This is a genomic window from Dendrosporobacter quercicolus (assembly GCF_900104455.1).
In the GTDB taxonomy this organism is placed as follows: domain Bacteria; phylum Bacillota; class Negativicutes; order DSM-1736; family Dendrosporobacteraceae; genus Dendrosporobacter; species Dendrosporobacter quercicolus.
Window position 1 is genome coordinate 231,960 of the sequence record NZ_FNHB01000004.1, and the last position, 25,966, is coordinate 257,925.

Annotated in this window: 22 protein-coding genes and 2 riboswitches; of the genes, 6 read left to right on the forward strand and 16 right to left on the reverse strand. The window is 48.8% G+C overall.

Features of this window, described 5'->3' with window-relative positions; genetic code table 11:
* Nucleotides 1–152: 152 nt before the first annotated feature.
* Nucleotides 153–327: riboswitch (cobalamin riboswitch) on the reverse strand.
* Between the two features lie 142 nt (nucleotides 328–469).
* A riboswitch (cobalamin riboswitch) is annotated at nucleotides 470–644 on the reverse strand.
* 173 nt (nucleotides 645–817) lie between these two features.
* The 11 genes from BLR06_RS10375 to BLR06_RS10420 all read right to left on the reverse strand — a co-directional run bounded on the left by BLR06_RS10375 (nucleotide 818) and on the right by BLR06_RS10420 (nucleotide 13,269).
* Nucleotides 818–1,726 carry a cation diffusion facilitator family transporter gene (locus BLR06_RS10375; RefSeq protein WP_092072484.1) on the reverse strand — a complete coding sequence of 303 codons (909 nt, stop codon included), beginning with the start codon at nucleotides 1,724–1,726 and terminating at the stop codon, nucleotides 818–820.
* 79 nt (nucleotides 1,727–1,805) lie between these two features.
* Nucleotides 1,806–2,876: a nucleoid-associated protein gene (locus tag BLR06_RS10380; protein ID WP_092072487.1), complete on the reverse strand. Its 1,071-nt coding sequence runs from the start codon at nucleotides 2,874–2,876 to the stop codon at nucleotides 1,806–1,808.
* Nucleotides 2,877–3,414: 538 nt separating this feature from the next.
* On the reverse strand, nucleotides 3,415–4,233 hold the full coding sequence (mutM, locus tag BLR06_RS10385; protein WP_092072490.1) for a bifunctional DNA-formamidopyrimidine glycosylase/DNA-(apurinic or apyrimidinic site) lyase: 819 nt from the start codon (nucleotides 4,231–4,233) through the stop codon (nucleotides 3,415–3,417).
* Between the two features lie 21 nt (nucleotides 4,234–4,254).
* Nucleotides 4,255–5,106 (reverse strand): YitT family protein, encoded by an 852-nt coding sequence (locus BLR06_RS10390; protein ID WP_092072493.1) that lies wholly within the window; start codon nucleotides 5,104–5,106, stop codon nucleotides 4,255–4,257.
* Between the two features lie 68 nt (nucleotides 5,107–5,174).
* Nucleotides 5,175–5,654 (reverse strand): hypothetical protein, encoded by a 480-nt coding sequence (locus tag BLR06_RS10395; protein ID WP_092072497.1) that lies wholly within the window; start codon nucleotides 5,652–5,654, stop codon nucleotides 5,175–5,177.
* A gap of 163 nt (nucleotides 5,655–5,817) precedes the next feature.
* Complete coding sequence (locus BLR06_RS19550; RefSeq protein WP_173812845.1) at nucleotides 5,818–5,979, reverse strand: hypothetical protein; 162 nt, start codon at nucleotides 5,977–5,979, stop codon at nucleotides 5,818–5,820.
* A gap of 197 nt (nucleotides 5,980–6,176) precedes the next feature.
* Complete coding sequence (locus BLR06_RS10400) at nucleotides 6,177–8,378, reverse strand: DNA topoisomerase III (protein WP_092072500.1); 2,202 nt, start codon at nucleotides 8,376–8,378, stop codon at nucleotides 6,177–6,179.
* A 348-nt stretch (nucleotides 8,379–8,726) separates the two neighbouring features.
* Nucleotides 8,727–10,454 carry a sulfate adenylyltransferase subunit 1 gene (locus BLR06_RS10405; protein ID WP_092072503.1) on the reverse strand — a complete coding sequence of 576 codons (1,728 nt, stop codon included), beginning with the start codon at nucleotides 10,452–10,454 and terminating at the stop codon, nucleotides 8,727–8,729.
* A 15-nt stretch (nucleotides 10,455–10,469) separates the two neighbouring features.
* On the reverse strand, nucleotides 10,470–11,270 hold the full coding sequence (gene cysD, locus BLR06_RS10410; RefSeq protein WP_092072506.1) for a sulfate adenylyltransferase subunit CysD: 801 nt from the start codon (nucleotides 11,268–11,270) through the stop codon (nucleotides 10,470–10,472).
* A 12-nt stretch (nucleotides 11,271–11,282) separates the two neighbouring features.
* Nucleotides 11,283–11,597, reverse strand: a complete 315-nt coding sequence (locus tag BLR06_RS10415; RefSeq protein ID WP_092072509.1) for a 4Fe-4S dicluster domain-containing protein — start codon at nucleotides 11,595–11,597, stop codon at nucleotides 11,283–11,285.
* Complete coding sequence (locus BLR06_RS10420; protein WP_092072512.1) at nucleotides 11,581–13,269, reverse strand: adenylyl-sulfate reductase subunit alpha; 1,689 nt, start codon at nucleotides 13,267–13,269, stop codon at nucleotides 11,581–11,583. Before BLR06_RS10420 ends, BLR06_RS10415 begins: the two co-directional genes overlap by 17 nt.
* Nucleotides 13,270–13,932: 663 nt before the next feature.
* On the opposite strand from BLR06_RS10420, the gene BLR06_RS10425 reads away from it, so the two are divergent.
* Both BLR06_RS10425 and BLR06_RS10430 read left to right on the forward strand, forming a co-directional pair.
* Complete coding sequence (locus BLR06_RS10425) at nucleotides 13,933–16,179, forward strand: HelD family protein (RefSeq protein ID WP_092072515.1); 2,247 nt, start codon at nucleotides 13,933–13,935, stop codon at nucleotides 16,177–16,179.
* A 34-nt stretch (nucleotides 16,180–16,213) separates the two neighbouring features.
* Nucleotides 16,214–17,644, forward strand: a complete 1,431-nt coding sequence (locus BLR06_RS10430; RefSeq protein WP_092072517.1) for an MFS transporter — start codon at nucleotides 16,214–16,216, stop codon at nucleotides 17,642–17,644.
* Nucleotides 17,645–17,745: 101 nt separating this feature from the next.
* Here BLR06_RS10430 and BLR06_RS10435 read toward each other — a convergent pair whose 3' ends face one another.
* Nucleotides 17,746–18,975, reverse strand: a complete 1,230-nt coding sequence (locus BLR06_RS10435) for an aminopeptidase (protein WP_092072520.1) — start codon at nucleotides 18,973–18,975, stop codon at nucleotides 17,746–17,748.
* Between the two features lie 457 nt (nucleotides 18,976–19,432).
* Between BLR06_RS10435 and BLR06_RS10440 the strand changes: the two genes are divergently transcribed.
* From BLR06_RS10440 to BLR06_RS10450, 3 genes are all read left to right on the forward strand, one after another.
* Nucleotides 19,433–19,711 (forward strand): hypothetical protein, encoded by a 279-nt coding sequence (locus tag BLR06_RS10440; RefSeq protein ID WP_092072523.1) that lies wholly within the window; start codon nucleotides 19,433–19,435, stop codon nucleotides 19,709–19,711.
* Between the two features lie 3 nt (nucleotides 19,712–19,714).
* The gene (locus tag BLR06_RS10445; protein WP_092072526.1) at nucleotides 19,715–20,161 is read left to right on the forward strand and encodes a hypothetical protein; all 447 of its coding nucleotides are present in this window, start codon (nucleotides 19,715–19,717) and stop codon (nucleotides 20,159–20,161) included.
* 141 nt (nucleotides 20,162–20,302) lie between these two features.
* On the forward strand, nucleotides 20,303–21,211 hold the full coding sequence (locus BLR06_RS10450; RefSeq protein WP_092072529.1) for an RluA family pseudouridine synthase: 909 nt from the start codon (nucleotides 20,303–20,305) through the stop codon (nucleotides 21,209–21,211).
* Nucleotides 21,212–21,273: 62 nt separating this feature from the next.
* On the opposite strand, the gene BLR06_RS10455 is transcribed toward BLR06_RS10450, so the two are convergent.
* The 4 genes from BLR06_RS10455 to BLR06_RS10470 form a co-directional block, all read right to left on the reverse strand.
* The gene (locus BLR06_RS10455; RefSeq protein WP_092072532.1) at nucleotides 21,274–22,170 is read right to left on the reverse strand and encodes a DMT family transporter; all 897 of its coding nucleotides are present in this window, start codon (nucleotides 22,168–22,170) and stop codon (nucleotides 21,274–21,276) included.
* A gap of 132 nt (nucleotides 22,171–22,302) precedes the next feature.
* Entirely contained in the window at nucleotides 22,303–23,700 is a 1,398-nt protein-coding gene (locus BLR06_RS10460) for a hypothetical protein (RefSeq protein ID WP_092072535.1), read from the reverse strand.
* Between the two features lie 126 nt (nucleotides 23,701–23,826).
* Nucleotides 23,827–24,132, reverse strand: coding sequence for a hypothetical protein (locus BLR06_RS10465; RefSeq protein ID WP_092072538.1), 306 nt, complete (start codon nucleotides 24,130–24,132; stop codon nucleotides 23,827–23,829).
* Between the two features lie 189 nt (nucleotides 24,133–24,321).
* Nucleotides 24,322–24,858, reverse strand: coding sequence for a peroxiredoxin (locus BLR06_RS10470; protein ID WP_092072541.1), 537 nt, complete (start codon nucleotides 24,856–24,858; stop codon nucleotides 24,322–24,324).
* Nucleotides 24,859–25,138: 280 nt separating this feature from the next.
* Between BLR06_RS10470 and BLR06_RS10475 the strand changes: the two genes are divergently transcribed.
* The gene (locus BLR06_RS10475; protein WP_092072544.1) at nucleotides 25,139–25,798 is read left to right on the forward strand and encodes a hypothetical protein; all 660 of its coding nucleotides are present in this window, start codon (nucleotides 25,139–25,141) and stop codon (nucleotides 25,796–25,798) included.
* Nucleotides 25,799–25,966 lie beyond the last annotated feature (168 nt).

Below are 25,966 nucleotides of genomic sequence, written 5' to 3' on the forward strand. Positions count from 1 at the left end.
TTCTACGGTCAATCTGCATGGTCACCTGACGGAAAAAACCCTTGCTGCACTAGGCAGAAGGGCTGTTATTACAGGAAAGATCAAAGTCATTGGCAAAACAACCATAACATTTGATTACTCCGGTAATCTCCTCCCCATCGCTCGCAGGTCAAACGGTGATTGTCGAACAGGCAGTTCTTCTGACTCAGCTTCATCGAGTTCTGCGCCTTCCCGAATCTCTCCAGTGGCATTTTGCAGGCGTCTCTGCTATACAGCGGCGGGACCGCGCCGGCTTTTCACCGGTCTTCCCTATTAAGCCCTAAGGGCACCTATTCCAAACATTATTTTGTTGTCGGTTCAGCCACAAAAAACCCTTCCACCAGTGGCTGGCGAAAGGGTTATCTATTACAGGAAGCCAATCTTCTCATAGCTAATAAGCCTGAAAACTTGAAAATTTCCGGTAATCTCCTCCCCATCGCTCGCAGGTCAAACGGTGATTGTCGAACAGGCAGTTCTTCTGACTCAGCTTCATCGAGTTCTGCGCCTTCCCGGATCTCTCCAGTGGCATTTTGCAGGCTCCTTTGCTATACAGCGGCGGGACCGCGCCGGCCTTTCACCGGCTTCCCTATTAAGCCCCAAAGGGCACCTATTCCAGAAATATGAAATTTTTCATTTATACACTAAATATTACACACCGGCTAATCAATTGTCAAGATATCTCCCGATATTATTGGCGCTAATGTTGTAAGTACTCAATCCAGGCTATTTTACTGTATCAAGCAGAGAGGCTATGGGCTACTTCTGCAACATCGAGTTTACGCAGCTTCGCCAAAAGGGCTTACGGCAGACAGGTTTCATGATTAAAGTTAACCGTCTCGATCTGTATTGTTGTATGACTGATTTGAAATTTGTCCTTAATGATTGCAATTGCTTCCTGCAAAATAACCTCAGGATTTCTATCCGCCTCAATTAAAAGATGACAAGTCACAGAATCGCGCCCGGAAGTTATCGTCCAGATATGCAGATCATGAATATCCTTGACCCCGTCAATTGTACGCAAAGCCTCGGTTACCTCATCAAAATTAACGGTAGGAGGCGTCCCTTCAAGCAGAATATTCACCGATTCATTGATCACGCTCCAGGCGCTGCGTAAAATTAGCAGCGCCACAACCACGCTGATAACAGGGTCAGCCGTATACCATGAAAAGAAATACATCAAAAGACCTGCCGTAATTGCCCCGACAGAACCAAGTGCGTCCCCAAGAATATGCAAATAAGCGCTGCGAAGATTAATGCTTTCTTCCATATTACCCTTTTTTTTCAAAACAATCGCACTGGCCAGGTTCGCAAGCAAGCCAACCCCGGCAATTGCTATCATGTAGAGACTATTGATTGCCGGCGGTGCAAAAACTCGTTCATAGGCTTCCCAAACAATAACACCGGCGATAATGAATAAAGTGACTCCGTTTAAAAAAGCAGCCAGGATCTCAAAACGGTAAAAGCCGTAAGTTTTTTTGGGTGAGGGGGGCCTAAGCGCCAAAACAGTTGCAAACAGGCTCAAAGCCAGCGATGTAGCGTCACTGAGCATATGGCCGGCATCTGAGAGTAAAGCAAGGCTGTTGGTAAATAACCCCCCAACAAATTCGAGAATCATAATGCCTGCGGTAATAATTAAAGAAACAGTCAGAGCGACACGATTGTTCCTCCCAGGGGCCGAGCCTCCATGAGCGTGGCTGTGATGCACCATTTCACTACCTCCTATTGCAGTGGGCGAGTATGCGCATTGCAAAATAATTTTGTGTCAACAACCCCGTCCCCCCGGCACATTATTCTTCGCTATTGAAATATATTTTGTAAAAATTCATCCCTTTTGCTTCGTCATTACCCCGTTCAATATATTCGATGTTACCGGTTTCATTTGCGGCTGCTTTGATTTTTATCTCAATCCCGGTATCCAGCTTAATCAGGTTATTGAACTTTCGTCTGGCAGTTTTCACCGCTGGTCCGGAGATACTGAATTCGGCGGCCTGGGGTACCCCCTGATTCAGTTCATACAGTTCTTTATGCTCTTTAAATTGCTCAACAAGCTCCGGCGCTTTGAGTACGTCACGGGCAAAGTCATCCAGATGAAACTCGTTATTGCAGTTAAAATATGTAATTGCCTCATTCATAAATACTACCTGATCTTTTTTATCGGCCTGATACACCGGTCCATAGATTGTCTCGGCAAACTCCTGGCACATAGCCAGACAATTTTTCGTATGGAAATACGAATTTTGCACATCAGTCAGCCGCAAAAACTCCTCTTTCCAGTACAAAGCCTCATTATTGCCGCCTTTATTGACATTATCCACAATTGCTACTCTAAAACCGTCAACCGATTCGGTATTGAAAATAATGCAGCCTTTGTCCAGTTTTCTGATATTGATGCCTACGTCGGCGCCAACCCGAAACTCATTGCAGCTATTGGCAATTTTTAAATAGTGTTCCTTGCGTTCGGTTTTAAATAGGCCAATAGCCTCCACGGCCTGCTCATCAACAATACAGTTGGAAAAATAAGCCGCATAAAACTCGCCGCCTTTTATCTGGGGATGCGATGATTTTTCATAAAGATGCCGTAATATATTAACCGACTGCTGATAAAAGTCAGCCGGATGAATAAAGGCCTGAGCGGCATACATGTAAATTTCGTTTAAATGGATATCCGTGTCATGAAAAAACTTATACAATAGCTTTTCCCTAAACGAAGATAGAAAATATTTCAACAGCAATTCTTCGACATCGCCGTCCGCCAGCCGGCAAACTGCCGGAGATATGACAATTCCCTCGTCTTTTAACTTATTGCCTACTTTGTGGATAACCAACTGTTCCATTTTAGCTTTGGCTACGTCGAACATCAATTGCGCCCCTCTACCAATATAGTGACCTGACTTTAAACCGGATTTACCTTGTCAGGTTTAGCCGGATTCATCCTGCATTCAGCGCCCTGCCCGCCGGATAAATCCCGGTATCTATTGTATCAGACATTGACGCTGAGAGGGAATGTTTTTTCCGCAAAAATTGGTTGCAAACTGCAAAAGGGAGAAGGCTTTCGCCTTCTCCCTTTGTTAAATCAGCACATCCTTATAGCATTTGAACCATGACACACTTAAAACAACATCTTGCCAAACATGACTTGATCGCAAATTCATACGGGACGGCACCAACTTATTTAATCATCTAATTTACACTACACTAAAAAGGTTTGACCTAAAAAACGAAAAACAAAAAACACTACCTTGACAGACCCCTGAATCTTCGTGCAAAATAACCCGGAACTAAATTCCTTGCCTGTTGCATTACCAATACTAAGTCGCTATAAGGATTGTGCTTGATTAGATAATAACACAGATCTTCCGTTAACGCAATAGTCTAATTACTTTTTTTGCAATCCGCTTATTGCTGGCAAACCGGACAATAAAAAGCATTCCGCCCGCCTACCCGGCTGGTCTCAATAGCTGCGCCGCAAACATTACAGGGCTGGCCGGTACGGTAGGCCACTTGCAGAAACGGCTGAAATCCGCCGGTCAGCCCGTCATCTGACGAAAATTTTTTCTCATAAACCCCGCCCAGCTCCACTGCCTGCTGCAGCAAAGCCTTCATGCAGCCAAAAAGCTCCGTTTTTTCCTGGCCGGACAGCCCGGCGGCCTTCCGGGTAGGCAATAAGCGACTGCAAAACAGTATTTCATTTGAATAAACATTGCCAATACCGGCAATAAAGCGCTGATCCATCAGAAGCGGCTTGATCATGCCTTTGCGCCGCAGGATTAAAGCTAAAAAATCCGTTAGTGCAAACGCAGCCTCCAGCGGCTCGGGGCCCAGTCCTTCCAGTTCCGGCATAAGACTAAAATCAGTTGTATTTACCAGATGGATATAGCCTAAATTCAGTTTGTAACAGGCCAGCTTGGCTCCGGTATCCAGTTCTAACATAACGGATGGCTGCCCTTCTACGGCCTCATTGCGGTAAAACAGCCGCATAAAGCCTTCCAGCATGAAATGAATGACCAGAGACTGATCATTCGCCAGACCGATAATCAACTGCTTTGCCCGCCGCCGGACAGACATGATCTGTTGCCGCTCAACTGCCTTAAGAAAATCAGCCGGCGCAACATTGATGGCTTTGGCCCTGTTAATGACTGCATTTAGAATGGTTTTCCCCTGAACCTTACCGGCAAGATGCGCTCTTACCGTCTCAATTTCAGGAATTTCCGGCATATGATCAACTCCCTGGGCCGCTTAAAAACTTCTGCTGCCCGGCAGGGTAAAACCGCGTCCCATAACTTCCGCAGCGTCACTGACAATCATAAAGGCATGGGGGTCGGCCTCCTGCACTAAAAATTTAATTTTGGATATTTGCGTCAAGCTTACCACAACAAATATAACTTGCTTCTGCTGGCGGGTAAAAGCGCCTTCTCCTTGCAAAATGGTTACGCCCCGGCCCACTTCTTTAAGAATTACTTCCACAATATCCTGCGTCTTATAAGAAACAATATGAACAATCTTCCTCCGGTTAAAGCCTTCCACCACTTTATCGGTAAGAGTAGCTGCGACAAACATGGCAATCAGCGTCAATACGGCCAGCTTTAAGCCAAATAAACTGGCCGCCAGCAGCATAATCAAAAAGTTAATGGCAAAGCCGACGAAGCCAAAATTCAAAGAATAATACTTTTTGACAATTGCCGCCACAATATCCAGTCCCCCGCCATTGCCGTTGACCCGAAAAATGATTCCTGATCCCAAACCGGAAACCATCCCTGCCGTTAAAGCGGCCAGTATCGGATCATCCAGCGGGCTTAGGCTGGTCAGAAAGCGGGTAGCGTCTACGGCCAGGGAAAACATAATGGTGCCAAAGATTGCTGTAATCGTATAATCCTTGCCCAAAAATTTATAAGAAGCGTATACCAGCGGAATATTCATCAGCAGGATCTGCACCCCAATGGGGAAGCCGAACAGAAAATAGGAGATAATCGCCAGGCCGCTCACACCACCGCTGAGCAGGTGATGCGGCACCAGAAATAAATTGATCGACACGCTGCAAATCAGACAGCCTAAAGCAACCCAGGCGTACTGCAAAACTCTGTTTTTCATAACTTCCCTCATTTCTTCCATCATCAGCATTGCACACCGCAGCTTCAGCGCTTGCGGCGCACTGAAGCTTACGGAATATCCGTCAGGCTGGTCATGATAATTTTAGTAACATAGCCTTCACTCATATCAAAAATCAACCGCTGCTCCGGCGCCGACTCCAACTGGTAGATAAAATAACGGTGGCCATTGATTATCTGCTGATCGGGCTGACCGTACTCTTTAATGACTTTATATGCAGTCGCGCCAATTTTGACACCGCGGCTGGTCTGGTACTGGCCGGTATCAAGCTGCAACACAGCGACCGGCCCCTCTTGCCCGCTCAGGCCAATCCTTAACCCGGAATAAATCAGATAAGTGACCGGCGGTTGATGTTTCGTATCCACTATCTGTTTCTTAGAATAACCAAATTTCGCAATTACATCGGCATAACTGCTTGCCGCCGGACGAATTTCATTGACAGCCAGATCAACGGCGCTAATTGCGGCGCTGACGGCTGCGGCATTGCACAATAATAAAACAATCAACAAAAAAACCACTTTGGTCCTCATAGCCAATCTCCTTTGGTTAAACTTGTCCAAAATATCCTTCGACAAACCGCTAATTTTATCCTGTAACCATTGACAATAACTTATCCGGCAACCAAACCTGCTGCTTGCAGGCATAATAAAAAGAGAGCTGCCCGGCAGCCCCCTTTTCAGCACAGTTAATTATTCATCGTATCCCCTGAGTAGATTTTTGTTCTTTTTTATATTCTTTATATTGCTCCAGAAGAAATTCCAGCTCGTTGATCAACGGGGACTCAACTCTTAATTCAACTGGAACTCTGTCTAGTTTTTCTAAAACATCAGCAATTCTGGCAATCAGCTTATCCATCTACAACTTTCCAGTCCTTTCCACAAAAACCAATATCATTAGAATAATTGTTTTTACAAATAATGTCAAGAGATTTAAGATGAGGACTTTTCTAATTATCAACCGGAAAGCAGGCCAGTGCTGAAATTAATTTTTTTTGGGGACAGCATACTTCGTCCTCATCTGGGCTAAAAACCCGGACAAAGAACCCAAAGCGCTCAGCGGTCATCCGTTAGCTTTAATTTTGCCAAAGCCTCGGCCAGCGCCGTATTGATTGGTTGATGATCGCTTTTGTTTTGCTGCTGCAGGTATTGGGATACTTCACGTTTGGACAAATTCGGCTGTTCCTGCTTTTTCCGTTCATTGAAAGCGGTAAGCTTTTCGCGGTGGCCGCAGGCGCAGACAAACAGACGGCCTTCGCCTTCACCGCGCAATTCCAGCTTCTTATGACAGACGGGGCATCTGGCATTCGTCACTTTAGCCAGCCCTTTCCGGTAACCGCATTCCCGATCCTGACACACCAGCATCCTGCCTTTTTTGCCATTGACCTCCAGCAAATATTTGCCGCAATCCGGGCATTTGCTGCGGGTCATATTATCATGCCTAAACTTTTCCTGACTGTTTTTTATTTTATGCACAACTTCTTTGGCATAGCTTTTCATCTGGCCAATAAAATTGGCCTTGGCAAGTTTACCCATGGCAATTTGCTTAAGCTGCTGCTCCCATTGAGCGGTCAGCGCCGGTGATTTAAGCTCTGCCGGCACCAGTTCCAGCAATTGCCGGCCTTTGGAAGTCAGCCAAATGTCTTTGCCCTTTTTTTCAATGAAAAAACCGGCAAATAATTTTTCAATGATATCGGCTCTGGTTGCCACAGTTCCCAAACCGCCGGTTTCGTCAATGGTTTTACGCAACTCGCCGCTGGCATCCGCCATGTATTTTTGCGGACTTTCCATGGCGGTAAGCAGTGTGGCTTCATTAAACGGAGCGGGCGGCTTTGTTGCCCCCTGCGTCAAATTGAGCGCGTTAATTTTCATCGTGTCGCCTTGGGCCAGGCTTGGCAGCAGTTGATCGGCAAGTTCATTGTCTGCTTCCTCACCGTCATTGTCCAATCCCTGATAAATTTCCCGCCAGCCCCGGGCGATGATTGTTTTTCCTTTAGCCACAAACCGCTCTGGGCCAATACTGGCCACAACGGTCGTCTGCTCATACTCAAACGGCGGATACATTACCGCCAGAAACCGCTTAACCACCAAATCATAAATTTTCCGTTCCTTATCCGTCAGCGCGCTTAGATTAACATACTGTTCGGTGGGGATAATGGCATGATGGTCTGATACTTTACTGTCATCCACAAAATGTTTTCCAGCCTTAATTGGAGCTTTGATCAGCTTAAACGCGAATTGGGCGTACGGGCCAATGCTGCAGGCGTTTAAGCGGTCTTTCAGCGTATCAACCAAATCGCTGGACAAATAACGGGAATCAGTCCGGGGATAAGTTAAAATTTTGTGTGTTTCATACAGCTTTTGCATATAGGACAACGTCTCTTTTGCTGAGAAGCCATAGATTTTATTGGCATCCCGCTGCAGCTCGGTTAAATCATACAATTGCGGGGCATATTTTTTCCTGGCGCTTTTATTTACGGAAACCACTTGGGCGGCCTTACCGGTCAGAGCAGCAATTGCCGTTTGGCATTTTTCCCGGGAAAAACTTTTGAACTCATTCGAAGCCGTATCCTGCCAGTATAACTTTAGTTGATCAGCCAGCGCCGTTATCCCAAAAAAAGACCGCGGCGCAAAGTTTTGGATTTCGGCTTCCCGGCCGGCAATGATTGCCAGAGTCGGGGTCTGCACCCGGCCGCAGGACAGCTGGGCGTTATATTTACAGGTTAATGCCCTGGTAGCGTTGATACCCACCAGCCAGTCAGCCTCAGCCCGCGCCACCGCTGATGCATACAGATTTTCGTACTCCCGGCCCGGCCTTAACTTGCTAAAACCCTCTTTGATCGCCTTGTCGGTAACAGAAGATATCCACAAACGCTTCACTGGCTTTTTGGCCTGCGCCTTCTCAATAATCCACCTGGCAACCAGTTCTCCCTCCCGCCCGGCATCGGTGGCAATAATGACCTCGCCAACATCGCTGCGCAGCAGCAGGCCTTTAACGGTATTGAATTGCTTGGCTGTCTGTTTGATGACCACCAGCTGTAAATGCGCCGGCAGCATTGGCAAATCCTCCAGCCGCCAGGCTTTATATTTCTCATTGTAAACCTCCGGGTCGGCCAGCGTAACCAGATGACCCAACGCCCAGGTAACAATATACCGGGGGCTTTCAAAAAACCCGCTGCCATTCTTGCTGCAGTTCAGCACCCTGGCCAAATCGCGGCCTACTGACGGCTTTTCAGCCAGAACTAACATTTTACTCATAATAAAAACCTCAGATCTTCATGGAAATTAATATAACTATAGTATCACAAATTTACCGGCAAGCAAAACCTGCAGCTTTGCCGGCTTATCTTTTTATGGATTCGCGCTCCATTCTCTGCTCATACTAACCATAAGAACTATCGACTTGCCCGGATACACCGACCATACAAATTCATTGTTGAAACGCAACCCACTGCAGCCGCAAAGTCAGACAGACAGCGCGGCCGCCGGCAGCAGCCTGATTCGTGGCCTGTGGCCTGGAGTCTTGCGAAGCAGGACGGCAATCACAAAGCAAAAAAGGAAACGCCGCAATGCTTCGCGACATTTCCCAGGTTTGCCGGCTTCCGTTTATATTTGATAATCCGCTCCGGCGACGGTCAGGCTGCTGCTGTAACGTATGACTCTAAACCGGCCAAAATCCAGCCATTTATTAGCGGCTATTGCCGCGCTCCTGCTTTGAGAGCCGGTTAAAGCAGGGAGTTCAGCCAGAAATTTTTGATAATTGTCAGCGGAATCAATTTTTATGAAAGCCCCCTGCGTGTCCACCACCGGCACTGCGGCATAGTAATATTCGGACAACGGCAGGACGGCCTCCAGTTTGAAATTTCTAATTTGGGCCGCCAGTTTGGCCTTCGGGTCAAGCACATCAAAGCTTGCCGGATACTCGTAAGTTTTACCGGCGCCGGGAATGATATCACCGGCCTTAAAGGTACGCGGCCGGGCTTTAAATCTGCGAACAGCGCCTTCCTCCAGCAAGAAATAGTAATCGTCAAAACAATGAATCGCCATTTGCCGGTGATGATCAACAAACCGGCTGACTGTCTGAATTTCGGTTACCGGGCCGGAAACGATCCCGCCGCCGCTTACATCGTAGCCGTCAATCAGAACGAACCGGCCGGTAATCTGATTATTCCTGAATTCGTCGAAACTGATCGGCCGTTTGGTTTTGATGATCACCTCGGCGACGTCGTTGGTATTTACCCTGGCTGCATTTTCCACAGCCGCTAAAGTCGTGGCGTCAATGACCTTGCTGATCGCATAAACTTCACACTGCACTTCCTGCGTAACCAGCTTAAGCTTATACTCTCTGTTTTTCACCAGTTCCGTCTTACCCATCCAGAATAGATTCGCTTTGAAGGTATCCGCCACCAGCGGGGCCGCGCCAGGATGAACAATAAACTCCCCGCGTTGATTAAAAAATTCGTCTTCAACGGTAATGCCCACCGACATACCGGCATAAACAGTATCGGTTTTATCCCTGTCAGCCCAGTATTCGATTGTTTTTACCCTGGTCGTTTTATTGCTGGGTGTAATCAGTACGGTATCGCCCGCCTTAAGGGTTCCCGCCTCAATGCGCCCGGCAATAATCCGCCGGCTGTCAAATTTGTAAACATCCTGAATGGGAAAACGCAGCGGTTTGCCTTCCAGGCCTTTTTCTTTCTCAAATAAATCAATGGCCGCCAATAACGCCTCGCCCTTATACCAGGGCATTTTAGCCGAACGGTCAACCATATTTTCGCCATAGAAGGCCGATACCGGGATATATTTTAACGGAAATACATTAAGACTGTTGAGAAACTCATTCATATCATGTCTGATTTCGTTAAATTTATCTTCCGAATAATCAATAAGATCCATTTTGTTAACCAGCACATAAGCTTTCTGAATACCCAGCAGGGATAAAATATAACCATGCCGCCGGGACTGCTCCTGAATACCCTCATTTGCATCAATAATTAATAAGGCCGCTTCGGCGCTGGCCGCTCCCGAAATCATATTTTTCAGGAATTCTTTGTGACCGGGTGCGTCAATAATGACATAATCCCGCTTGGCGGTACGAAATTGCAGTTGAGTGGTGTCGATTGTAATGCCCTGCTTTTGCTCTTCTTCAAAAGCATCCAGCAAATAGGCGTATTCAAACGGCTTTCCTTTCTCCCTGGAGATTCTTTTTACCCGTTCTATCGCCCCCTCCGGCAGGGATTTTGTATCATATAACAACCGGCCGATGACTGTTGATTTGCCATGATCCACATGGCCTACCACAACAATATTTAACACTTCTCTGGCAGCATCCATCAACGTTTCCTCCCCTTACATATAGCCATCCTTGCGGAGTTTTTGCATAGCATAGGAATCTTCCTGATCCTGAGCCCGCCCGGCCCGTTCGCTTACTTTGGTTTTTTTCAATTCCTCAATAATTTCAGCCACCGTTGCGGCTGACGAAACGATCTGACCGGTGCAGGGCGCGCAGCCCAGGCTCCGGTAACGTTTGCCGTTTGTGCTGAAATACAGATCGACCAGCGGAATGTTTTCCCTGTCGATGTAAGCCCAGATATCAATCTCATTCCAGTGCAAAATCGGATGAACGCGGATATGATTGCCCTTTGGAAAATCGGTTTTGAACTGATTCCATAATTCCGGCGGCTGGTTGGTATAATCCCATTCTGAATCTTTGGTTCGCTCGCTGAATACCCGCTCTTTGGACCTGGATCCTTCTTCATCCCGCCGAATGCCCAAAATCAGGCCTTCAAACGCATAGTTTGTAACCACCTGCTGCAAGCCATCGGTCTTTAGAGCTTTACAGCAGACCAGCCGGCCTTTCTCCGGTCCCATTCCCTCGTCGATGGCCGCCTGGTTGGTATGTACAATAAGCTCAAGCTGATATTCTCTGGCCATACGGTCGCGGAAGGCAATCATTTCAGGAATTTTGTAAGTAGTATCGACATGAATGAACGGAAATGGGCAATGGCCAAAAAAAGCTTTTTTCGCCAGCCACAATAACACGGTCGAATCTTTGCCAATCGACCACAACATGCCCAGCTTGCCGAATTTTTTATAAGCTTCCCGCAAGATAAAGATACTCTGGGCTTCCAGCCGGTCTAAATGATCCATCTTAATCCCCCCCTAATAGGCATTGGCCTGACTTCTGTCAATGGTGATCACCTGCTCACGGCCGTCAGCGTCAACAATAACCCAGTTTAGCAGCCGTCCGTCCTGTCTGGTATAGAGAAAACCACCCTGCCCGCCAATATCGGCCCCCAAATAGTATTTAATTGCCATAAACCGGCATTCCTTGACACAGGACGTGCAACCCCAGCAGTCTCTGGGATAACGCATCGCCGTTTTTCCGGCTTCAGTCGCCGCTAAGAGGCTGCCAGGGCATACCTCACGGCATTTGCCGCAGCCGGTACACTGTTCATCATCAATCCTTATGCTCATAACTCTCATCCTTCTTTATCAAATCTCGCAGAATTATCGTAACTTGCCCGTCAACGAAACGTGAGTTTACATATTTAAGCCATTCATCATCATTCCTGCCAGGATAATCGTCATTTTCCTGAAAAGAGCGCCACCTGGTCTCTTGCCTGGCTGCCAGATGCTCAATCAATACCCGGCACACATACAGCCTGTCAACCACTTCGCAAATGCGCATTAACTCATGCAAATCATGAGCCTTAAGAGCGCTGGCAAGCAGGAGAAGTTCTCCGGTCCGCTCCCTGGCAATCTTAAGCTTGGCCAGATTATAGCGATAACCCGACGAAATACCGCCGGCATAATCATCCATAATTTTCTGCATCGCTTCTTCCAGCTCATCAATACAGTACAAACCTTCCTGATTTGTAAAATAAGCATTCATTCGGGCCAGCCTGACTTCAAGCTCCTGTTGTCCAGGGAACTCATTGAGCCGGCCGGCGCTATAGTTCAGAGCGGATGCGGCCGCAATTTCGCCTTCAGCAAAACAGCCTGTCACATATTTTTGCGGACTTCCCCCAGCCACATCGCCGGCTGCGAACAGGCCCGGAAGGGTCGAGGCCCGGTGAACATCCACCCAATACCCGCTGGCGGTATGGCCGCCAACAATATATGGCTCGGTACCTTCAATTTCCACCGCCGTCCCAGCCGGGCCGCTCTTCGCCTCAAACCAGCGCAGCGTCTGCGCCGGAGCCATATTAAGATACGCTTTAAACAATTCATTCTCCTGCGCTTTACTTATCCCGACCGTATTCAAATAGCACGGACCCCGGCCCGTTCTACTTTCCATCACCGTTGAATACAAGCGGTTGCTGGTTGTGGGGCGGCCATAGCTTTTTTCGTATTCTTCGCCTAAGCTGTTGATTTGCTGAGCGCCCACACCTTGCGCAATTGTCCCGGTCGGCGCAATGGTGTCCTTACAGCGTAAAGCGATAAAACGCATTTCGAAAGTGGTCATTTCCGCGCCGGCCCGTATTCCCATCGCGTAACCCGCGCCGGTATTAAACGGGCTATACCACATTTTATGGCGGGAGAAGCCGGGATTATTAGGACGATACAGCCCTGCCGCTCCACCGGTAGCGCAAATTACCGCTTTGGCTGAAATGATATAAAACAGCGCCGAATCCATTGAAAAGCCATAGGCGCCAATGATTTTGCCGTCCTTTACGATATAGTCGGTGATATTGACCCTGTTCAGCACAGTTATGCCAGATTTTGCGTTCACTGCATCAGCCAAAATGGGTTTAATGTTTTCACCGTTTATTTTAATGTTTCTATTGCCTCTGGCGACATAGCGTCCGTTTTCATCTTTTTGAATAACCAGGCCGAGCTGCTCAAGCTTAGCAGTGACCTGGTTGAGCCTGACTGCCAGAGAATAGACAAGATCCTCCCTGATGACGCCTGAGGCATCATTTTTGACATATTCCAGATAACTTTCCGGCGACTGTCCCGGCACAATATAGGCATTTAAGGCATTTACCCCGGCCGCCAGACAGCCGCTTCGTTTAATATTGGCTTTTTCGGCTATCAACACCCGGACATCAGACTGTTCAGCTATGGTCAAGGCCGCGTAGCACCCCGCCGTTCCCCCCCCGATGATCAATATATCGGTTTGTAGAATTTGTGCTGCAAGTTTCATAACCGCTCACACGATCCTTTCTCACAAATTAGAACAGATAAACAGTCTGCGCCGGCTTTTTGAGCAAACAAAAAAAGGCCCAGACTTTCCTCCTTACGGAAATCGTCTCAGCCTTTGGTCTTTCCAATCAGCTTTTTATGTTCAATTAATTTGAAGTGTATCATCATTCACTCCGGCTGTCAATGGCCAAAGCAAACTTAGGTAATTCGCAAGTTAATGCTATAATTAAACAATTCTTTGGGTTACCCTCCGTAACCTTTTATAGTATAATTTTAACATAGTTCGAACCTATTCAGGGACTTAGCCGCTCTTAGCTCCTCTCGCTTTAAGCAAAGCCGGAGGGGAAGAGCGGCTTTGTCAATCACTGCCGCGCAAACACAATTGCTGTTTTCGGCGGCTTTTATTATTGTAAAAAACTTGGTTGCCGCCTCCTTTATCCCTGCCGCCGGCAGATTTTTGCGCAGGATAAACGGACTGCCGGAGTGTAATAATAAATTTGGACTAAGAAAAATACAACTATAGTTGCCATTTTCATATATAATAAGTATACCTATCGAAAAAAACAGGGCCGCGTCAGCGCTAAAACCGGCGGCAGGCCGGATGTTATCGCTAACGCGCCGCTACAAGCAAATAGAAGGACAATCAACCATAAGGGAGACTGACATGACAGACAGCGAACGGGAAGACGAGCTGCTCAGACTCAATAGAACACTTGCCGAAATCCACAAACAGCTTACCGCGGCCTCCGGCAAGTGTACCGAGGCTCAAGTCGAATTACAAAACAATTTAACTGATTACTGGCAAAGTTATGGCGGCAATCTGTGGGACGAAGCCCAGATGATTGAGGCAGTCGAACGCCAGCGCAGCATTACGGCAGTCATACATCAGGGGCAGGTGCAGCTTAAACAGGCTTTGTCCTCACCTTATTTCGGCAGATTTGACTTTATTGAAGAAACTTCGCAGGAAACCCGGCCTGAACCAATTTATGTGGGGCTGCTTACGCTGACTGACCGTAAGACCGGTGAAATTCTTGTGTATGACTGGCGAGCGCCGGTATCAGGAATGTTTTACGATTTCGAACGGGGTGCGGCCTGCTATCAGGCGCCAATGGGCAAAGTGAACGGTATTATTACGTTAAAACGGCAATATAAAATTATCCAGGGACAAATGAAGTATATGTTTGACTCCGATCTTAAAATTGATGATGATATCCTGCAGGAGATTCTCAGCAAAAGCGTTGACGCCAAAATGCATACAATTGTTACCAGCATTCAGCGCGAACAAAACCAGGTCATTCGCAACGACGAAAACCAGCTGCTCTTAGTACAGGGACCGGCCGGCAGCGGAAAAACCTCCATTGCCCTGCACCGTATCGCCTATTTATTATACCGGGACCGCAAGACCATCAACGCCCAAAACATTTTGATATTTTCGCCAAACCACATATTTAGCGATTATATTTCCAATGTGCTGCCCGAAATGGGTGAAGAAAATGTCCGGCAAACAACCTTTCAGGATTATATCGCATCCTTTAAAGACTTGCTGCCAATAGAAATTGAATCACGGGCCGCACAGCTGGAATATGTGCTTACCGGGCGCAGCGGCAAAGAGTTTGCCGCCAGGCTGGTGGCCATTCATTATAAAACATCGCCGGAATTTGCCGGAATCATCGATCAATACCTATCCTACTATGAAAACCAGTTGGTGCTTGACTACCCTGACATCACCTTCGGCAGCCGGATGATCTTCAGCAAGGCTGAATGGCTTGACTACTATCTTACCCATTTTTCCTTTTTGCCGCCGCTGCGCCGGCTGACGAAAATCCGGGAACTGATTCATTTGCGGATCAGACCGCTAACGCACGAATTACGCCGGCAAAAAGAAGCTGAAATCGTAGCGGCAGGCGAGGAAATCAATGAGCAAACCATCAAGGCCCTGGCCCGGGTGGCAGCCCGTCAGGAGCTTGGCGGCTTAATCAGCCAGATTGACAAATTGACCCAGCTGCAGCCGCTAACCCTCTATCGCCGCTTGTTTACCCATTCGACTTTATTTAAACGTTTATCCGCTGGTACCAGTGTTCCCCCCGAATGGCCGGCGATCTGCCGGCAAACCCGCGCCTGGCTTAACCAGGGTAAAATGCCTTATGAAGACTCCCCGGCTTTTTTATATTTTCAGGGAATACTGGCCGGATTTCCGGCCAAGAATACCATTAAATATTTAGTTGTTGACGAAGCCCAGGACTATACCGTACTTCAATATAAAATACTTGGCAAACTGTTTCCTGACTGCTCCTGGACAATTCTGGGCGATCCGGCGCAATTGGTCCATCCCTATATTCAGGGAATAAAATTCGAACAGCTTAGCCAGCTTGCCGCTTTCGCCAATCCACGAATGATCACATTGAGCCGCAGCTACCGCTCCACTCAGGAGATTCAGGCTTTTTGCAATGCCTTGCTGCCGGCGGCTACGCCGGTTGCATACCTTAACCGCCGGGGTCCGCTGCCGCAGGTCGTAAAATTTGACCGGCTTGATCCGGCGAAGGTGCTGGAAGCACTTCAGTCAATGCAGGCGGCAGGCTGCCGGTCAATTGCCGTTATCTGCAAAACCATCCGGCAAGCGTCGGCGCTCCACCAGACTTTGCCTTCCCACCGGTCAATAAGCCTGATCGTTGATGAAGACGCCGAGTTCAAGCGGGGAATTGTCATTATTCCGGCCTTTCTGGCCAAAGGCCTGGAATTTGACGGTGTATTGGTTTACAACGCCAATTCAGACAATTACTGTCATGAACAGGAGCGCAAGCTTCTCTATACCGTCTGCACCAGAGCTTTGCACCGCCTGATGATTTGCTGGAACGGGCGCCCCTCACCGTTCATTGAAGTCATGAAGAAAAGTCTGTACCAAACAAATTAACCATTACTGTCTATTTTGTGGAGGTATGTAAGCAATGAGGCAACACCTGCAATCACTAAGTTATTATCGCTGGCTGGTTTTTGGCGTTGCCGTTACCGGCACCTTTATGGCAACACTCGATTCCAGCATTGTCAATGTCGCTTTGCCGGTTGTTGCAGCCAGCCTGGGCGCACAGCTGACCACTGTCCAATGGGTGGTAAGCGCGTATTTATTGACCATATCCAGTCTCCTGCCGCTATTTGGCCGGGCTGGCGATATGCTGGGCCGCCGCAGGGTTTTCACCGCCGGCTTTCTGATATTTACGCTGGGTTCGGCCTTATGCGGGCTTGCCTTTAGCATTCAACTGTTAATTGCGGCGCGGGTCCTTCAGGCCGTCGGCGCGGCTATGATCATGGCCAACAGCCAGGCTCTTGTAGCCGGCGCTTTTCCCGGCCGGAACCGGGGCCGGGCGTTGGGCATGGTAGGCACGGTGGTGGCATTGGGCTCAATGGCCGGCCCCAGTCTGGGCGGGCTGCTGGTTGGCAGTCTTGGCTGGTCAGCCATATTCTTTATCAATCTGCCGATTGGCATTATTGCTTTTATCCTTGGGCAGTTTGTTCTGAAAGATGATGACAGCCGCCGTGAAGAAAAGTTTGACTTCTTCGGCGCTTTTTTATTCGCGGTTGGCATGCTTAGTCTGCTGCTGCTGTTAAGTGAAGGTCATACCTGGGGCTGGCGTTCCCAAACCAGTATGATTGCCGCAGCAATCAGCATTGTATCCTTAGGCTGGTTTATTGGCTATGAGCAGCGAATAAGCCAGCCGATGATCGATTTATCCCTGTTTCGTCACCGGCCTTTTCTGGCCGGTAATTTAGCCGGATTATTCTCATTCATGGCAATGTTCTGCAACAATTTGCTGCTGCCCTTCTACTTAACCGACATTTTGAACTTAACGCCAACGCAAACCGGCTTGCTCATCACCCCATTTCCGTTGCTGCTCGCTGTTGTCGCTCCGCTTAGCGGCTATTTATCGGAAAAAGTCAGCTTTAAGCGGTTAACCGTCAGCGGCCTGACTTTAACCATCAGCGCCTTGCTGTACCTGTCGGCCATCGACGCCGCCACGCCGCTTTGGCAAATTGCCCTGTGCCAGGCTATTCTCGGCATTGGCAACGGCTTATTTCAGTCGCCAAACAATAATAGTGTGTTAAGTTCGGTCGCCCCTAATCAACTGGGCATAGCCGCCGGCCTTAACGCCCTGGTCAGAAATATCGGTATGGTAAGCGGCATTGCCGCCGCTGTTTCTATTTTTGAAGGCCGCCGCCTGAATCTGCTGGAAAACCTGCCGGCGCCTACGCCGGATCAGCTGGCCGCCGCCTTCTTATCCGGCTATCACGCCGCTCTCTTAGCCGGAGCCTGCTTTGCGGCCATTGCCGCGATCATCTCGTTAAACCGTCACAGCCATGTTAAGCCGGCGGCAAACCGGTAACGCTTAACCGCAAAGGACGCGAAGGGAACGCAAAAAAACAAGGCGCGATACTTATTCGAGTACTTCGCGTACTTTGCGGTTATTCCCCGCGTCTTGTTTTCTTAAAAGGCAAAGTTCCCTTCTTTAAATATTGCAATTTTCTCACCGGCTGCGGTTACGCCGGTGATTTCCAGGTCAGCCGTACCGATCATAAAATCTTCATGAACCAGCGAATCATTGACTCCGGCCTGCGCCAGTTCTTCAGGGCTCATGTTTTCCCCGTTCTTGATACAGACAGGATAGGCCTTGCCGATCGCCAGATGGCAGGAGGCATTTTCATCAAACAGGGTATTATAAAACAGCAGGTTTAAGCGGGAAATCGGTGAATGGTAAGGAACCAAAGCCACCTCGCCAAGATAATGAGAACCTTCATCTGTTTCAATGAGTTTTGTCAGGATTTCCTGTCCTTGGGCAGCGGTATATTCTACCACTTTTCCATTTTTAAACTTAAGCGTAAATTCCTCAATTAAATTGCCGTTATAATTGAGCGGTTTGGAGCTTACCACGGTACCGTTGACTCCGGTTTTATCCGGCAGGGTGAATACCTCTTCCGTTGGCATATTGGCGACAAATTCCAGACCGGACGGTGTAGTCTCAGCCCCGCCCAGCCATAGATGGCGCTTTGGCAGTTCAATGGTTAGATCCGTACCCAGTGAATTTTGATAATGCAGCGACTGGAACTGCTGAGCGTTAAGCCATTCCATCCTGTGTTTTAAATCCTCCTTATGCTTTTCCCAGGCAGCCACCGGATCCTCCTGCGAGACTCTGACTACGGCCAGAATGGCTTCCCACAGTTTTGCCACCGCCTGTTCCGGCGCCAGCGCGGGAAAGACTTTCCGGGCCCAGGCAATGGTCGGGATAGATACAACGCACCAGGCATTTTTATTGCTCATCAGGGCCTCACGGTATTCCCGCAGGGCAATACTGCCGGTTTTTTGCGCTGTCGCCACCCTGGCCGGCTGAACTTCCTTTAACAATTCGGGATCGGACGCCGAAATACTCAAAAAAGCCGCACCTTGCCGCAAATAGGTTAAATAAAACTGCTTTTGCCATTCAGGAAATTCTGCAAACACTTCTTCCGGCGCATGAAGGAAGCGTATTTTGCTAAACAGCTCATCTTTCCAGTTTAAAATAACATCCCGGGCGCCTTCTTCATAAGCAGCCAGAGCGATCAGCCGGGTAAAACCAGCACACTCAATCGGTGAATTGATCACCAGAATTTGATTTTTTTGAATATTAACGCCTGTCTTGACAATAAGCCGGGCATATTTTTCCAGTAACTTCCGCTCCATAATTCTTAAAGTCCCCCTTTAGTTCGTTTGCAACGTTCTTATGAAAAATATTCACTTCCTTGGCGGCGCATTCCTGCTTTCGCTGCCGTTTGCCGGATTCGGCTTCGTATAGAATACGTCCGGCCGTTCTTATTGTTGCTCTTTACTCCACAGTTATGCAATAAGCCCGGTTGAAACAAGGTCAGGAACGTCAATTCCGATACTAAACCGGCATTACTTGACAGAGCGGCTGCATTTCAGCTATACTCAAACTGATTCTATGTTCGCAAGGGAAGCAGCCTCACCGTGTGTCAGTACGGCGCAGACAAATGCCCGGCTATGCTGGCGTTTGTTGCCGGTAAGACCTTGCTTATATGACACCTCATATAGGCTTGGTCTATTTATTTTCAGCCCGGCATGATTGATTCCGAGCGGCAAGGGGACCATTCTTCAAATAACATCAAGCGGGAGGATGAACATGTCGGAAAGGCTAAGCTTACATGATATTTTGCGCGACTACGGAGTTCCTTTGGCAACACTTGGCGTCGTTGCTTCACAAGAGGACTGTCTTAAGCTGCGGGAGCGTCTTATGACCGTCCGAAACTTGAGTCAAGGCCGGGAGCAGGGCTTTATGGAGGTCAATTGCACCTTTTACATCGATGTCCATGACATTGACAGGTACTTATCCGGTGAACTGCCAAATTTAGCTGAAATCTATACGTTCCCGGAAGATATACAAAAGCATGTGGAGGAATAGCATTTGAAAAAACTGTTTATTTGTACTTTAATGATTATTTTTGCCTGTAGTTCCATTGGTTTTGCGGCCAAAGGAAGTTTCAAACCACGGATGTCGGCCCCGCGTTCGGCGCCTGCCCAGCAAGCGCCCGCATCCCAGTACAAACCTTCAGCGCCTGCCGGCAGCTATGGCGATAAAGCGCCTGCCGCTAAACCGGCGACGCCCGCTGCGCAGCAACAGCAGCAGCCCTCTGCCGCTGGCGGTATGATGCGTAATTTGGGTCTGCTGGGCGGCGGGATGTTGTTAGGCGGCCTGTTCGGCAGCCTGTTCGGTGATTCGGCAATGCTGGCCTCACTATTGGGCCTGCTGTTTAATGTAATGATCGTCGCGGCTGTTGTTATCGGCGGCCGTCTGCTCTGGAACAAATTGAAACAGAAAAAAGACGGCAAACCGGATCGCCGTGAATTTTAAACACGATTCTGTCTAATCATAAACCTATCGAAGGCGCTATTTGATTTTCCCCAAATAGCGCTTTTTAGCTATATCCCGTAAAGCACTTTCTCTGTCGCCGCGCCAATTCCTGCCATTAATCTATTGTTAGGGAGAACTGCAATGAAAGTATTCACCGCCTATAAAATAACGCCGGAACACGAAAGCCTTACTGTTGAAAGCTATTTAAAACAGGTTTTGCTCCTTTCCGGCCGCCAATTGCAAAAACTAACCAGGCAAAATGGTATCCGACTTAACGGTAAACGGGTTTTTCTGCAAAAAAAACTCGAGTCAAATGACCGTCTACAGGTCATGACGCTTGCCGACAGCGGTTACGGAGTCCAGCCTGAACCAGGGCCTGTTGAAATTCTCTATGAGGATGATTTTTTGCTGGTTTTGAACAAACCGCCAAAACAACTGGTTCATCCCGCCGGCCGGACAACCGGCGGCACGCTGGCAAATTTTCTGGCTTACCATTTGCAGCAGCGCGGCTTAATAACAACGGTAAGAGCCGTTCACCGCCTGGACCGGGACACCTCCGGTTGTGTAATCTTTGCCAAAGACGCCCGCAGCCAGTCTCTCCTGGAACAGCAACTGAAATCACGGAGCCTGAAACGCGCTTATTGGGCCTTGGTCCAGGAACCGCCAAATCCACCGGCCGGCGTCATTGACGCGCCGATTGGCCGGCACCCCGTCTTGCCTAACCGGCGCGTGGTAACGCCCGACGGAGCGCCGGCAGTCACGCATTACCGGACGCGCGGGACCTCGGCCGGCGGTATTGCCTTGCTTGAACTGACCCTTGATACCGGCCGGACTCATCAAATCAGAGTGCATTTGGCTCACGCCGGCTGCCGGCTGCTTGGCGACGGCATGTATGGCCAGCGCACGCCGCTCATTCCCCGTCAGGCCCTGCACGCCGCCACTGTAAGCTTCCGGCATTTAGCAGCCAACCATACAGTAACCGTAACTGCACCGCTGCCGTGCGATCTGACCAAAGCAATGAATACCGCACTCGTAGAACTGCAAACCTAATCCTGCCGATACGGCAGGTTATTTTTTACTGTCAGCATCACTGGACTAAAGCTGATAAGGTGCTAGGAGCCAGCCTCAACGCCGCCCTTATTTTGTGACGGCAGACTGCTCACCTGCGCCAAAAGCATACCTGCCAGCATAAAAACACAACCGGCAAGCTCCCGTGAAGCCAGTTGTTCGCCCAAAATGAACCAGCCGCCCAGCACAGCGAAAACCGTTTCCATGCTCAAAATAATCGCAGCATGGGCCGGAGGGGCATTTTTCTGCCCGATGATCTGTAAGGTATAAGCAATGCCAACTGAACAAACGCCGCCGTACAGCAGCTGAACGCCAGCCTGTAAAATTCCTGCAGGCGTTATTGTTTCTATAACCGCGGCGACAAGCATACTAAGCGCCGCGCAGGTCATGACCTGCGTAAACGCCAGCTGCAAGAAGCTGGTTCGCCGGACAAACCGGTCAATCAGCAGAATATGGGCTGTCCAAAAGGCGGCGCCTGCCGCCTCAAGCCAATCGCCATAAGCTACAACAAAGCTTTCTTTGACACACAATAAATACAGGCCCGCAACGGCCAGTACCGAACCAAGCCAGGTACTGCAGGCAATTCGCTGCCTTAAAAACACGCTGGCCAGCGGAACGAGCACAATATACAAGCAGGTGATAAAAGCAGCTTTGCCGGCAGTTGTATAAATTAAGCCAATTTGCTGCAATGATGCCGCGATAAATAAAATAGCGCCGGCAGCGATACCGGCGCGCCAGGAGTTTGCCAGAACCGTCCCCTGGCCGTCCGCCCTGCCCCGATAATAGACCATAAGGGGAATCAGGGACAGTCCCCCCAGGGCAAACCGGATGCCGTTAAAAGTAAAAGGACCGATAAACTCCATCCCCGCCCGCTGGGCGACAAAAGCCAGCCCCCAGATAGCTGCGGTTGTCAGTAACAACAGATTTGCTTTGCATTTCATTGGAACGCTCCCTCAGTAAGATAGGCCTGACAGTAACAGCCAAGTGTAAATGATTATACCACACACCGGGCAAAACCGGCAGCCTTAAGCCCCAAATATTGCGGAATTAAGGCTGAGGAAGATGCTCATAGCTTAGATTAGCAGCGCCCCCGCAACAGCCATCGCGAGGAGACCGGACAGCACCGGCAACAAATTGCGGCGCGCCAATTCGAATGGGCTGACATTACAAATTGCCGCAACAGCGATTACACTCCAGGGAATCAGGGTCCCGCCGCCGGTAAATATTGCGGCAATCTGTCCCAGCGCAGTCATTGTTGCTATCCCTGAACCGGTAGAAACCGAAAACAGTTTGGCAAGGGAACCGACCAGTGAAATACCGGAAAAGCCCGACCCATCCAGTCCGGTAATCATGCCGACGATCGTAATGGTAAAAGCGCCAACCGCTGCGTTGATCGGCACAGACTGAGCCAGCAGCATACCCAGGTCATTGACCAAACCGTTAGACCCTGCCGGCAAAGCCGGGCCAAAAATAGCCAAAAAACCGTCATCCCCCAAATAAAAAAAAGCGGCAATCGGAATAATCGGGCCAAAAACAGTCATACCGAAGGTGAAGCCTTCTACCAAATAAGTGGTTGTCTGCTCCAATACCCGACCGCGATGACTCAACAGCGCGATCAATACCAGAATAAAAATAGCCGTACCGCCAATAAGCGCGGTTGCATCACTGCCCCGTAAATTAAGCTTATACATAACAGCCACATCAATGGCAAACAGCAATGGAATCACAGCGGCCAGCAGCTTTTTCAGCCTGTCCCCCAGCGCAAAATCCATTTGGCTTAACCGTACCCCGGCAGTGTTTTTTTCCGCCGCTTCTACAACCAGGCTGCCATTAGCCATATCCCGGCGCAGCATAAGGTAAGCAACACTCACCGTTACCAGACCCATAACCAAAACCAGCGGCAAGCTGGCGCTGACCACGTCCTGCACCGGAATTCCGGCTGCATCCGCCGTCAGCTTTGGTGCAGCCTGAATGACCCAGTCACCGGACAAGGCAATCCCATGACCGAATAAATTCATCGCCATCGCCATGCCAATCGCCGGCAGACCAACCCGACGTCCAACCGGCAGCAGCACAGCTCCCATTAAGGCTACTGCCGGCGACGGCCAGAAAAACCAGGAAACGCCCATCATAAATCCGCCGGTTAGCCAGTAAGCCATTCCCGGCGAGCGGATAATCCGGGCGAAGGGCGCTGCCATACATTCATTAATGCCCGTTCCTGACAGCACTTTACCCATTGCGACAATGATGGAGATGACCAGAATTGTGCCTGCAAGTTCACTCACAGCATAAACAAAACTGTTAAAGACGCCAATCACAGCCTGGCTGAGACTGGCTGTGGCAAAACAACCGAGGATAAATACGCCGGTTATACATAGCAGGCTGCTATCCCGCCTTAGCAGCATTGCAGCCATAATGAGTACAATGAACAGGCTAAACGTCCAGTGTAACGCTGTAATTTCAACTGGCATCAGGCGCCGCCTCCTTCAATACCATGGTAATGATATTGTATGTTCAGCAAAATAAACGGCAACTCCCTGACAAATAAAAAACTTCAGGCGACGGTTGTTAACCATGCCTGAAGTTTACGAATATAATTAATTTTTCTTAGGGTTGTAGCTTTTAACAAAACCTTTACCGGGACCGTCCGGCAATGCACAATCCTCAGGCGCTACCTCACAGTCTTCGCTCCGCGCAAAGCCCTTGCCGGCGCTGCTGCAATCCCGGCCTTTACCGCAGGCTGCGGGTTCGTCGCTATCCTCGGTTCTGGCAAATCCTTTGGCCTGGCCGGGCGGCAACGGACAATTCTCCGGCGCTATATCACTGTCGTCCGTCCGCGCAAAACCTTTGCCTGCACTACTACAGTCTACGATTTTTTTCTTTTTGCTATCCTGCTCTGACATCGGTAAATCCCTCCTGTTTAAATTTTATGAGTGGTGACCGGACTAACATATACAAATCAAACAGATTCCCTGCGCGGACCGGCATTATCCGCCGCCCATGAACGGTGACAGCAGCACGGAAACAATTAAAAATTCCCGTTCTGCCGTCACACTCATCATCTGCAGTATTTCCAACAGTGCGGCTATGTACTAAATCGTTCTTTCCCCCGGCTGCCAGTCAATCGGGCAACGACCGCCGGTTTGTAATGCCTGCAATACCCGTAAAGTTTCATCCACGCTGCGGCCCACATTCAAATCGGCCACTACCTGATAACGAAGTATTCCTTCGGGGTCAATGATAAATAAACCCCGCAGCGCAATTCCCTCTTCTTCAATCAGCACACCGTAATCCCTGGCTGCTTTTTTTGTAATATCTGAGGCCAGCGGATAGTCAAGCCCGCCTAAACCGCCGGCATCACGCGAAGTATGAATCCAGGCCTTATGTGAATGCACACTGTCCACACTGACGCCCAGTATTTCAGCGCCATGCTGTTTAAATTCGGCCAGCTTGGCGTTGAAGCCACGGATTTCAGTTGGGCAGACAAAAGTAAAATCAAGTGGGTAAAAAAACAATATTAGCCATTTACCCCGGTAATCTTCAAGTTTCGCAACTTCATCCAGAGTGTCCAGGTTTTTTGTCGTTACCATCGAAAAATCCGGCGCTTGCTGACCAACCTTAACGAACATGCTAACCACTCCTTCAATGTTAATCATAATTATTATTAATTAAATAATATTATCGATTCAATTATTTGTCAATCTTTTTTTATAAAAAACTTATTTTTTCGCAAAATTTGAATTAAAACTCCAGTTTAAACTTAGTAATTTTAGTATATACCAGCAACAGTGAATTAATCATGTATTTTGTTCATGAATAAGTCAGTTAAAATTACCACGAATCAACGTCCTGTAATAATGAAAAACTATCATTATAGCCAGGTTATAAAAAAATGGGGAGGGATTTTTCGTGGACAAAAAATCTGCCACCAGTAAGCTGATCCGCCGCAAATACAAACGGTATGCCGCCGCAGTAGCCGGAGCGGCAATTATGGCCGGCGCCGGCTTGCCTGCAGTTGTCAGCGCCGCCGACAACACGACCGGCATGACTTACCATAATGACCAGCAATCGGTTAAAAAAGTTGCGACAAAAAGCAGTAAAGATACAAAAAGCAATAAATCAACCAATCGGAGCGGAGGCTGGCACCAACACAGAACCAGCTGGCCCAGCTCGAGTGAAAACCGCGGCTGGGTTGACGGGAATGGCCGCATCTATTATAGCAGCGATAATTATCGCAATGGCGCACACTACGACACCCGCTATGACGGTCGCAGCAGAGGCTATTATAACGGCGGCTATTATTACCGCGACAATGATAACACCTGGCGTTACAGCGGCAATTACCGAACCGGCTCTACCACGGTCAGTCCGGTGGAGTTTGCGAAAACCAACGCTTCCCAGTACGGCTTAGACCGGAATAAGGACTCCTTCAGCCTGGTTTCCCAAACCGGCAGCAGCGCTTCTGTTCTGATTAAAAAGAGCACCACCGGCAAACAGTATATCATGAATCTGGAACGTGATAATTATCGCAGTTGGAAAATTGTCGCCGTTCGCTCAATAACGAGCTAAATTCCAGTTGAGAGAGAGGGACGCTAAAAATGCCGTGTCATTGTAGCGTCCCTCTTTACTGTAAACGCAGCCGGGCCCGCCTCTTTTCCGGAAATAACCGGCTTGTCGCATTCAAGACATCTCTGCACCGATTGACAGGCGTCAACGTCCGCCATATACTTATATTTA

Bases quoted from the DNA above. Each gene is read 5' to 3' on its own strand.
- BLR06_RS10375 (WP_092072484.1), bottom strand. From the start codon at position 1,726: ATGGTGCATCACAGCCACGCTCATGGAGGCTCGGCCCCTGGGAGGAAC.
- BLR06_RS10380 (WP_092072487.1), bottom strand. From the start codon at position 2,876: ATGTTCGACGTAGCCAAAGCTAAAATGGAACAGTTGGTTATCCACAAA.
- mutM (WP_092072490.1), bottom strand. From the start codon at position 4,233: ATGCCGGAAATTCCTGAAATTGAGACGGTAAGAGCGCATCTTGCCGGT.
- BLR06_RS10390 (WP_092072493.1), bottom strand. From the start codon at position 5,106: ATGAAAAACAGAGTTTTGCAGTACGCCTGGGTTGCTTTAGGCTGTCTG.
- BLR06_RS10395 (WP_092072497.1), bottom strand. From the start codon at position 5,654: ATGAGGACCAAAGTGGTTTTTTTGTTGATTGTTTTATTATTGTGCAAT.
- BLR06_RS19550 (WP_173812845.1), bottom strand. From the start codon at position 5,979: ATGGATAAGCTGATTGCCAGAATTGCTGATGTTTTAGAAAAACTAGAC.
- BLR06_RS10400 (WP_092072500.1), bottom strand. From the start codon at position 8,378: ATGAGTAAAATGTTAGTTCTGGCTGAAAAGCCGTCAGTAGGCCGCGAT.
- BLR06_RS10405 (WP_092072503.1), bottom strand. From the start codon at position 10,454: ATGGATGCTGCCAGAGAAGTGTTAAATATTGTTGTGGTAGGCCATGTG.
- cysD (WP_092072506.1), bottom strand. From the start codon at position 11,270: ATGGATCATTTAGACCGGCTGGAAGCCCAGAGTATCTTTATCTTGCGG.
- BLR06_RS10415 (WP_092072509.1), bottom strand. From the start codon at position 11,597: ATGAGCATAAGGATTGATGATGAACAGTGTACCGGCTGCGGCAAATGC.
- BLR06_RS10420 (WP_092072512.1), bottom strand. From the start codon at position 13,269: ATGAAACTTGCAGCACAAATTCTACAAACCGATATATTGATCATCGGG.
- BLR06_RS10425 (WP_092072515.1), top strand. From the start codon at position 13,933: ATGACAGACAGCGAACGGGAAGACGAGCTGCTCAGACTCAATAGAACA.
- BLR06_RS10430 (WP_092072517.1), top strand. From the start codon at position 16,214: ATGAGGCAACACCTGCAATCACTAAGTTATTATCGCTGGCTGGTTTTT.
- BLR06_RS10435 (WP_092072520.1), bottom strand. From the start codon at position 18,975: ATGGAGCGGAAGTTACTGGAAAAATATGCCCGGCTTATTGTCAAGACA.
- BLR06_RS10440 (WP_092072523.1), top strand. From the start codon at position 19,433: ATGTCGGAAAGGCTAAGCTTACATGATATTTTGCGCGACTACGGAGTT.
- BLR06_RS10450 (WP_092072529.1), top strand. From the start codon at position 20,303: ATGAAAGTATTCACCGCCTATAAAATAACGCCGGAACACGAAAGCCTT.
- BLR06_RS10455 (WP_092072532.1), bottom strand. From the start codon at position 22,170: ATGAAATGCAAAGCAAATCTGTTGTTACTGACAACCGCAGCTATCTGG.
- BLR06_RS10460 (WP_092072535.1), bottom strand. From the start codon at position 23,700: ATGCCAGTTGAAATTACAGCGTTACACTGGACGTTTAGCCTGTTCATT.
- BLR06_RS10465 (WP_092072538.1), bottom strand. From the start codon at position 24,132: ATGTCAGAGCAGGATAGCAAAAAGAAAAAAATCGTAGACTGTAGTAGT.
- BLR06_RS10470 (WP_092072541.1), bottom strand. From the start codon at position 24,858: ATGTTCGTTAAGGTTGGTCAGCAAGCGCCGGATTTTTCGATGGTAACG.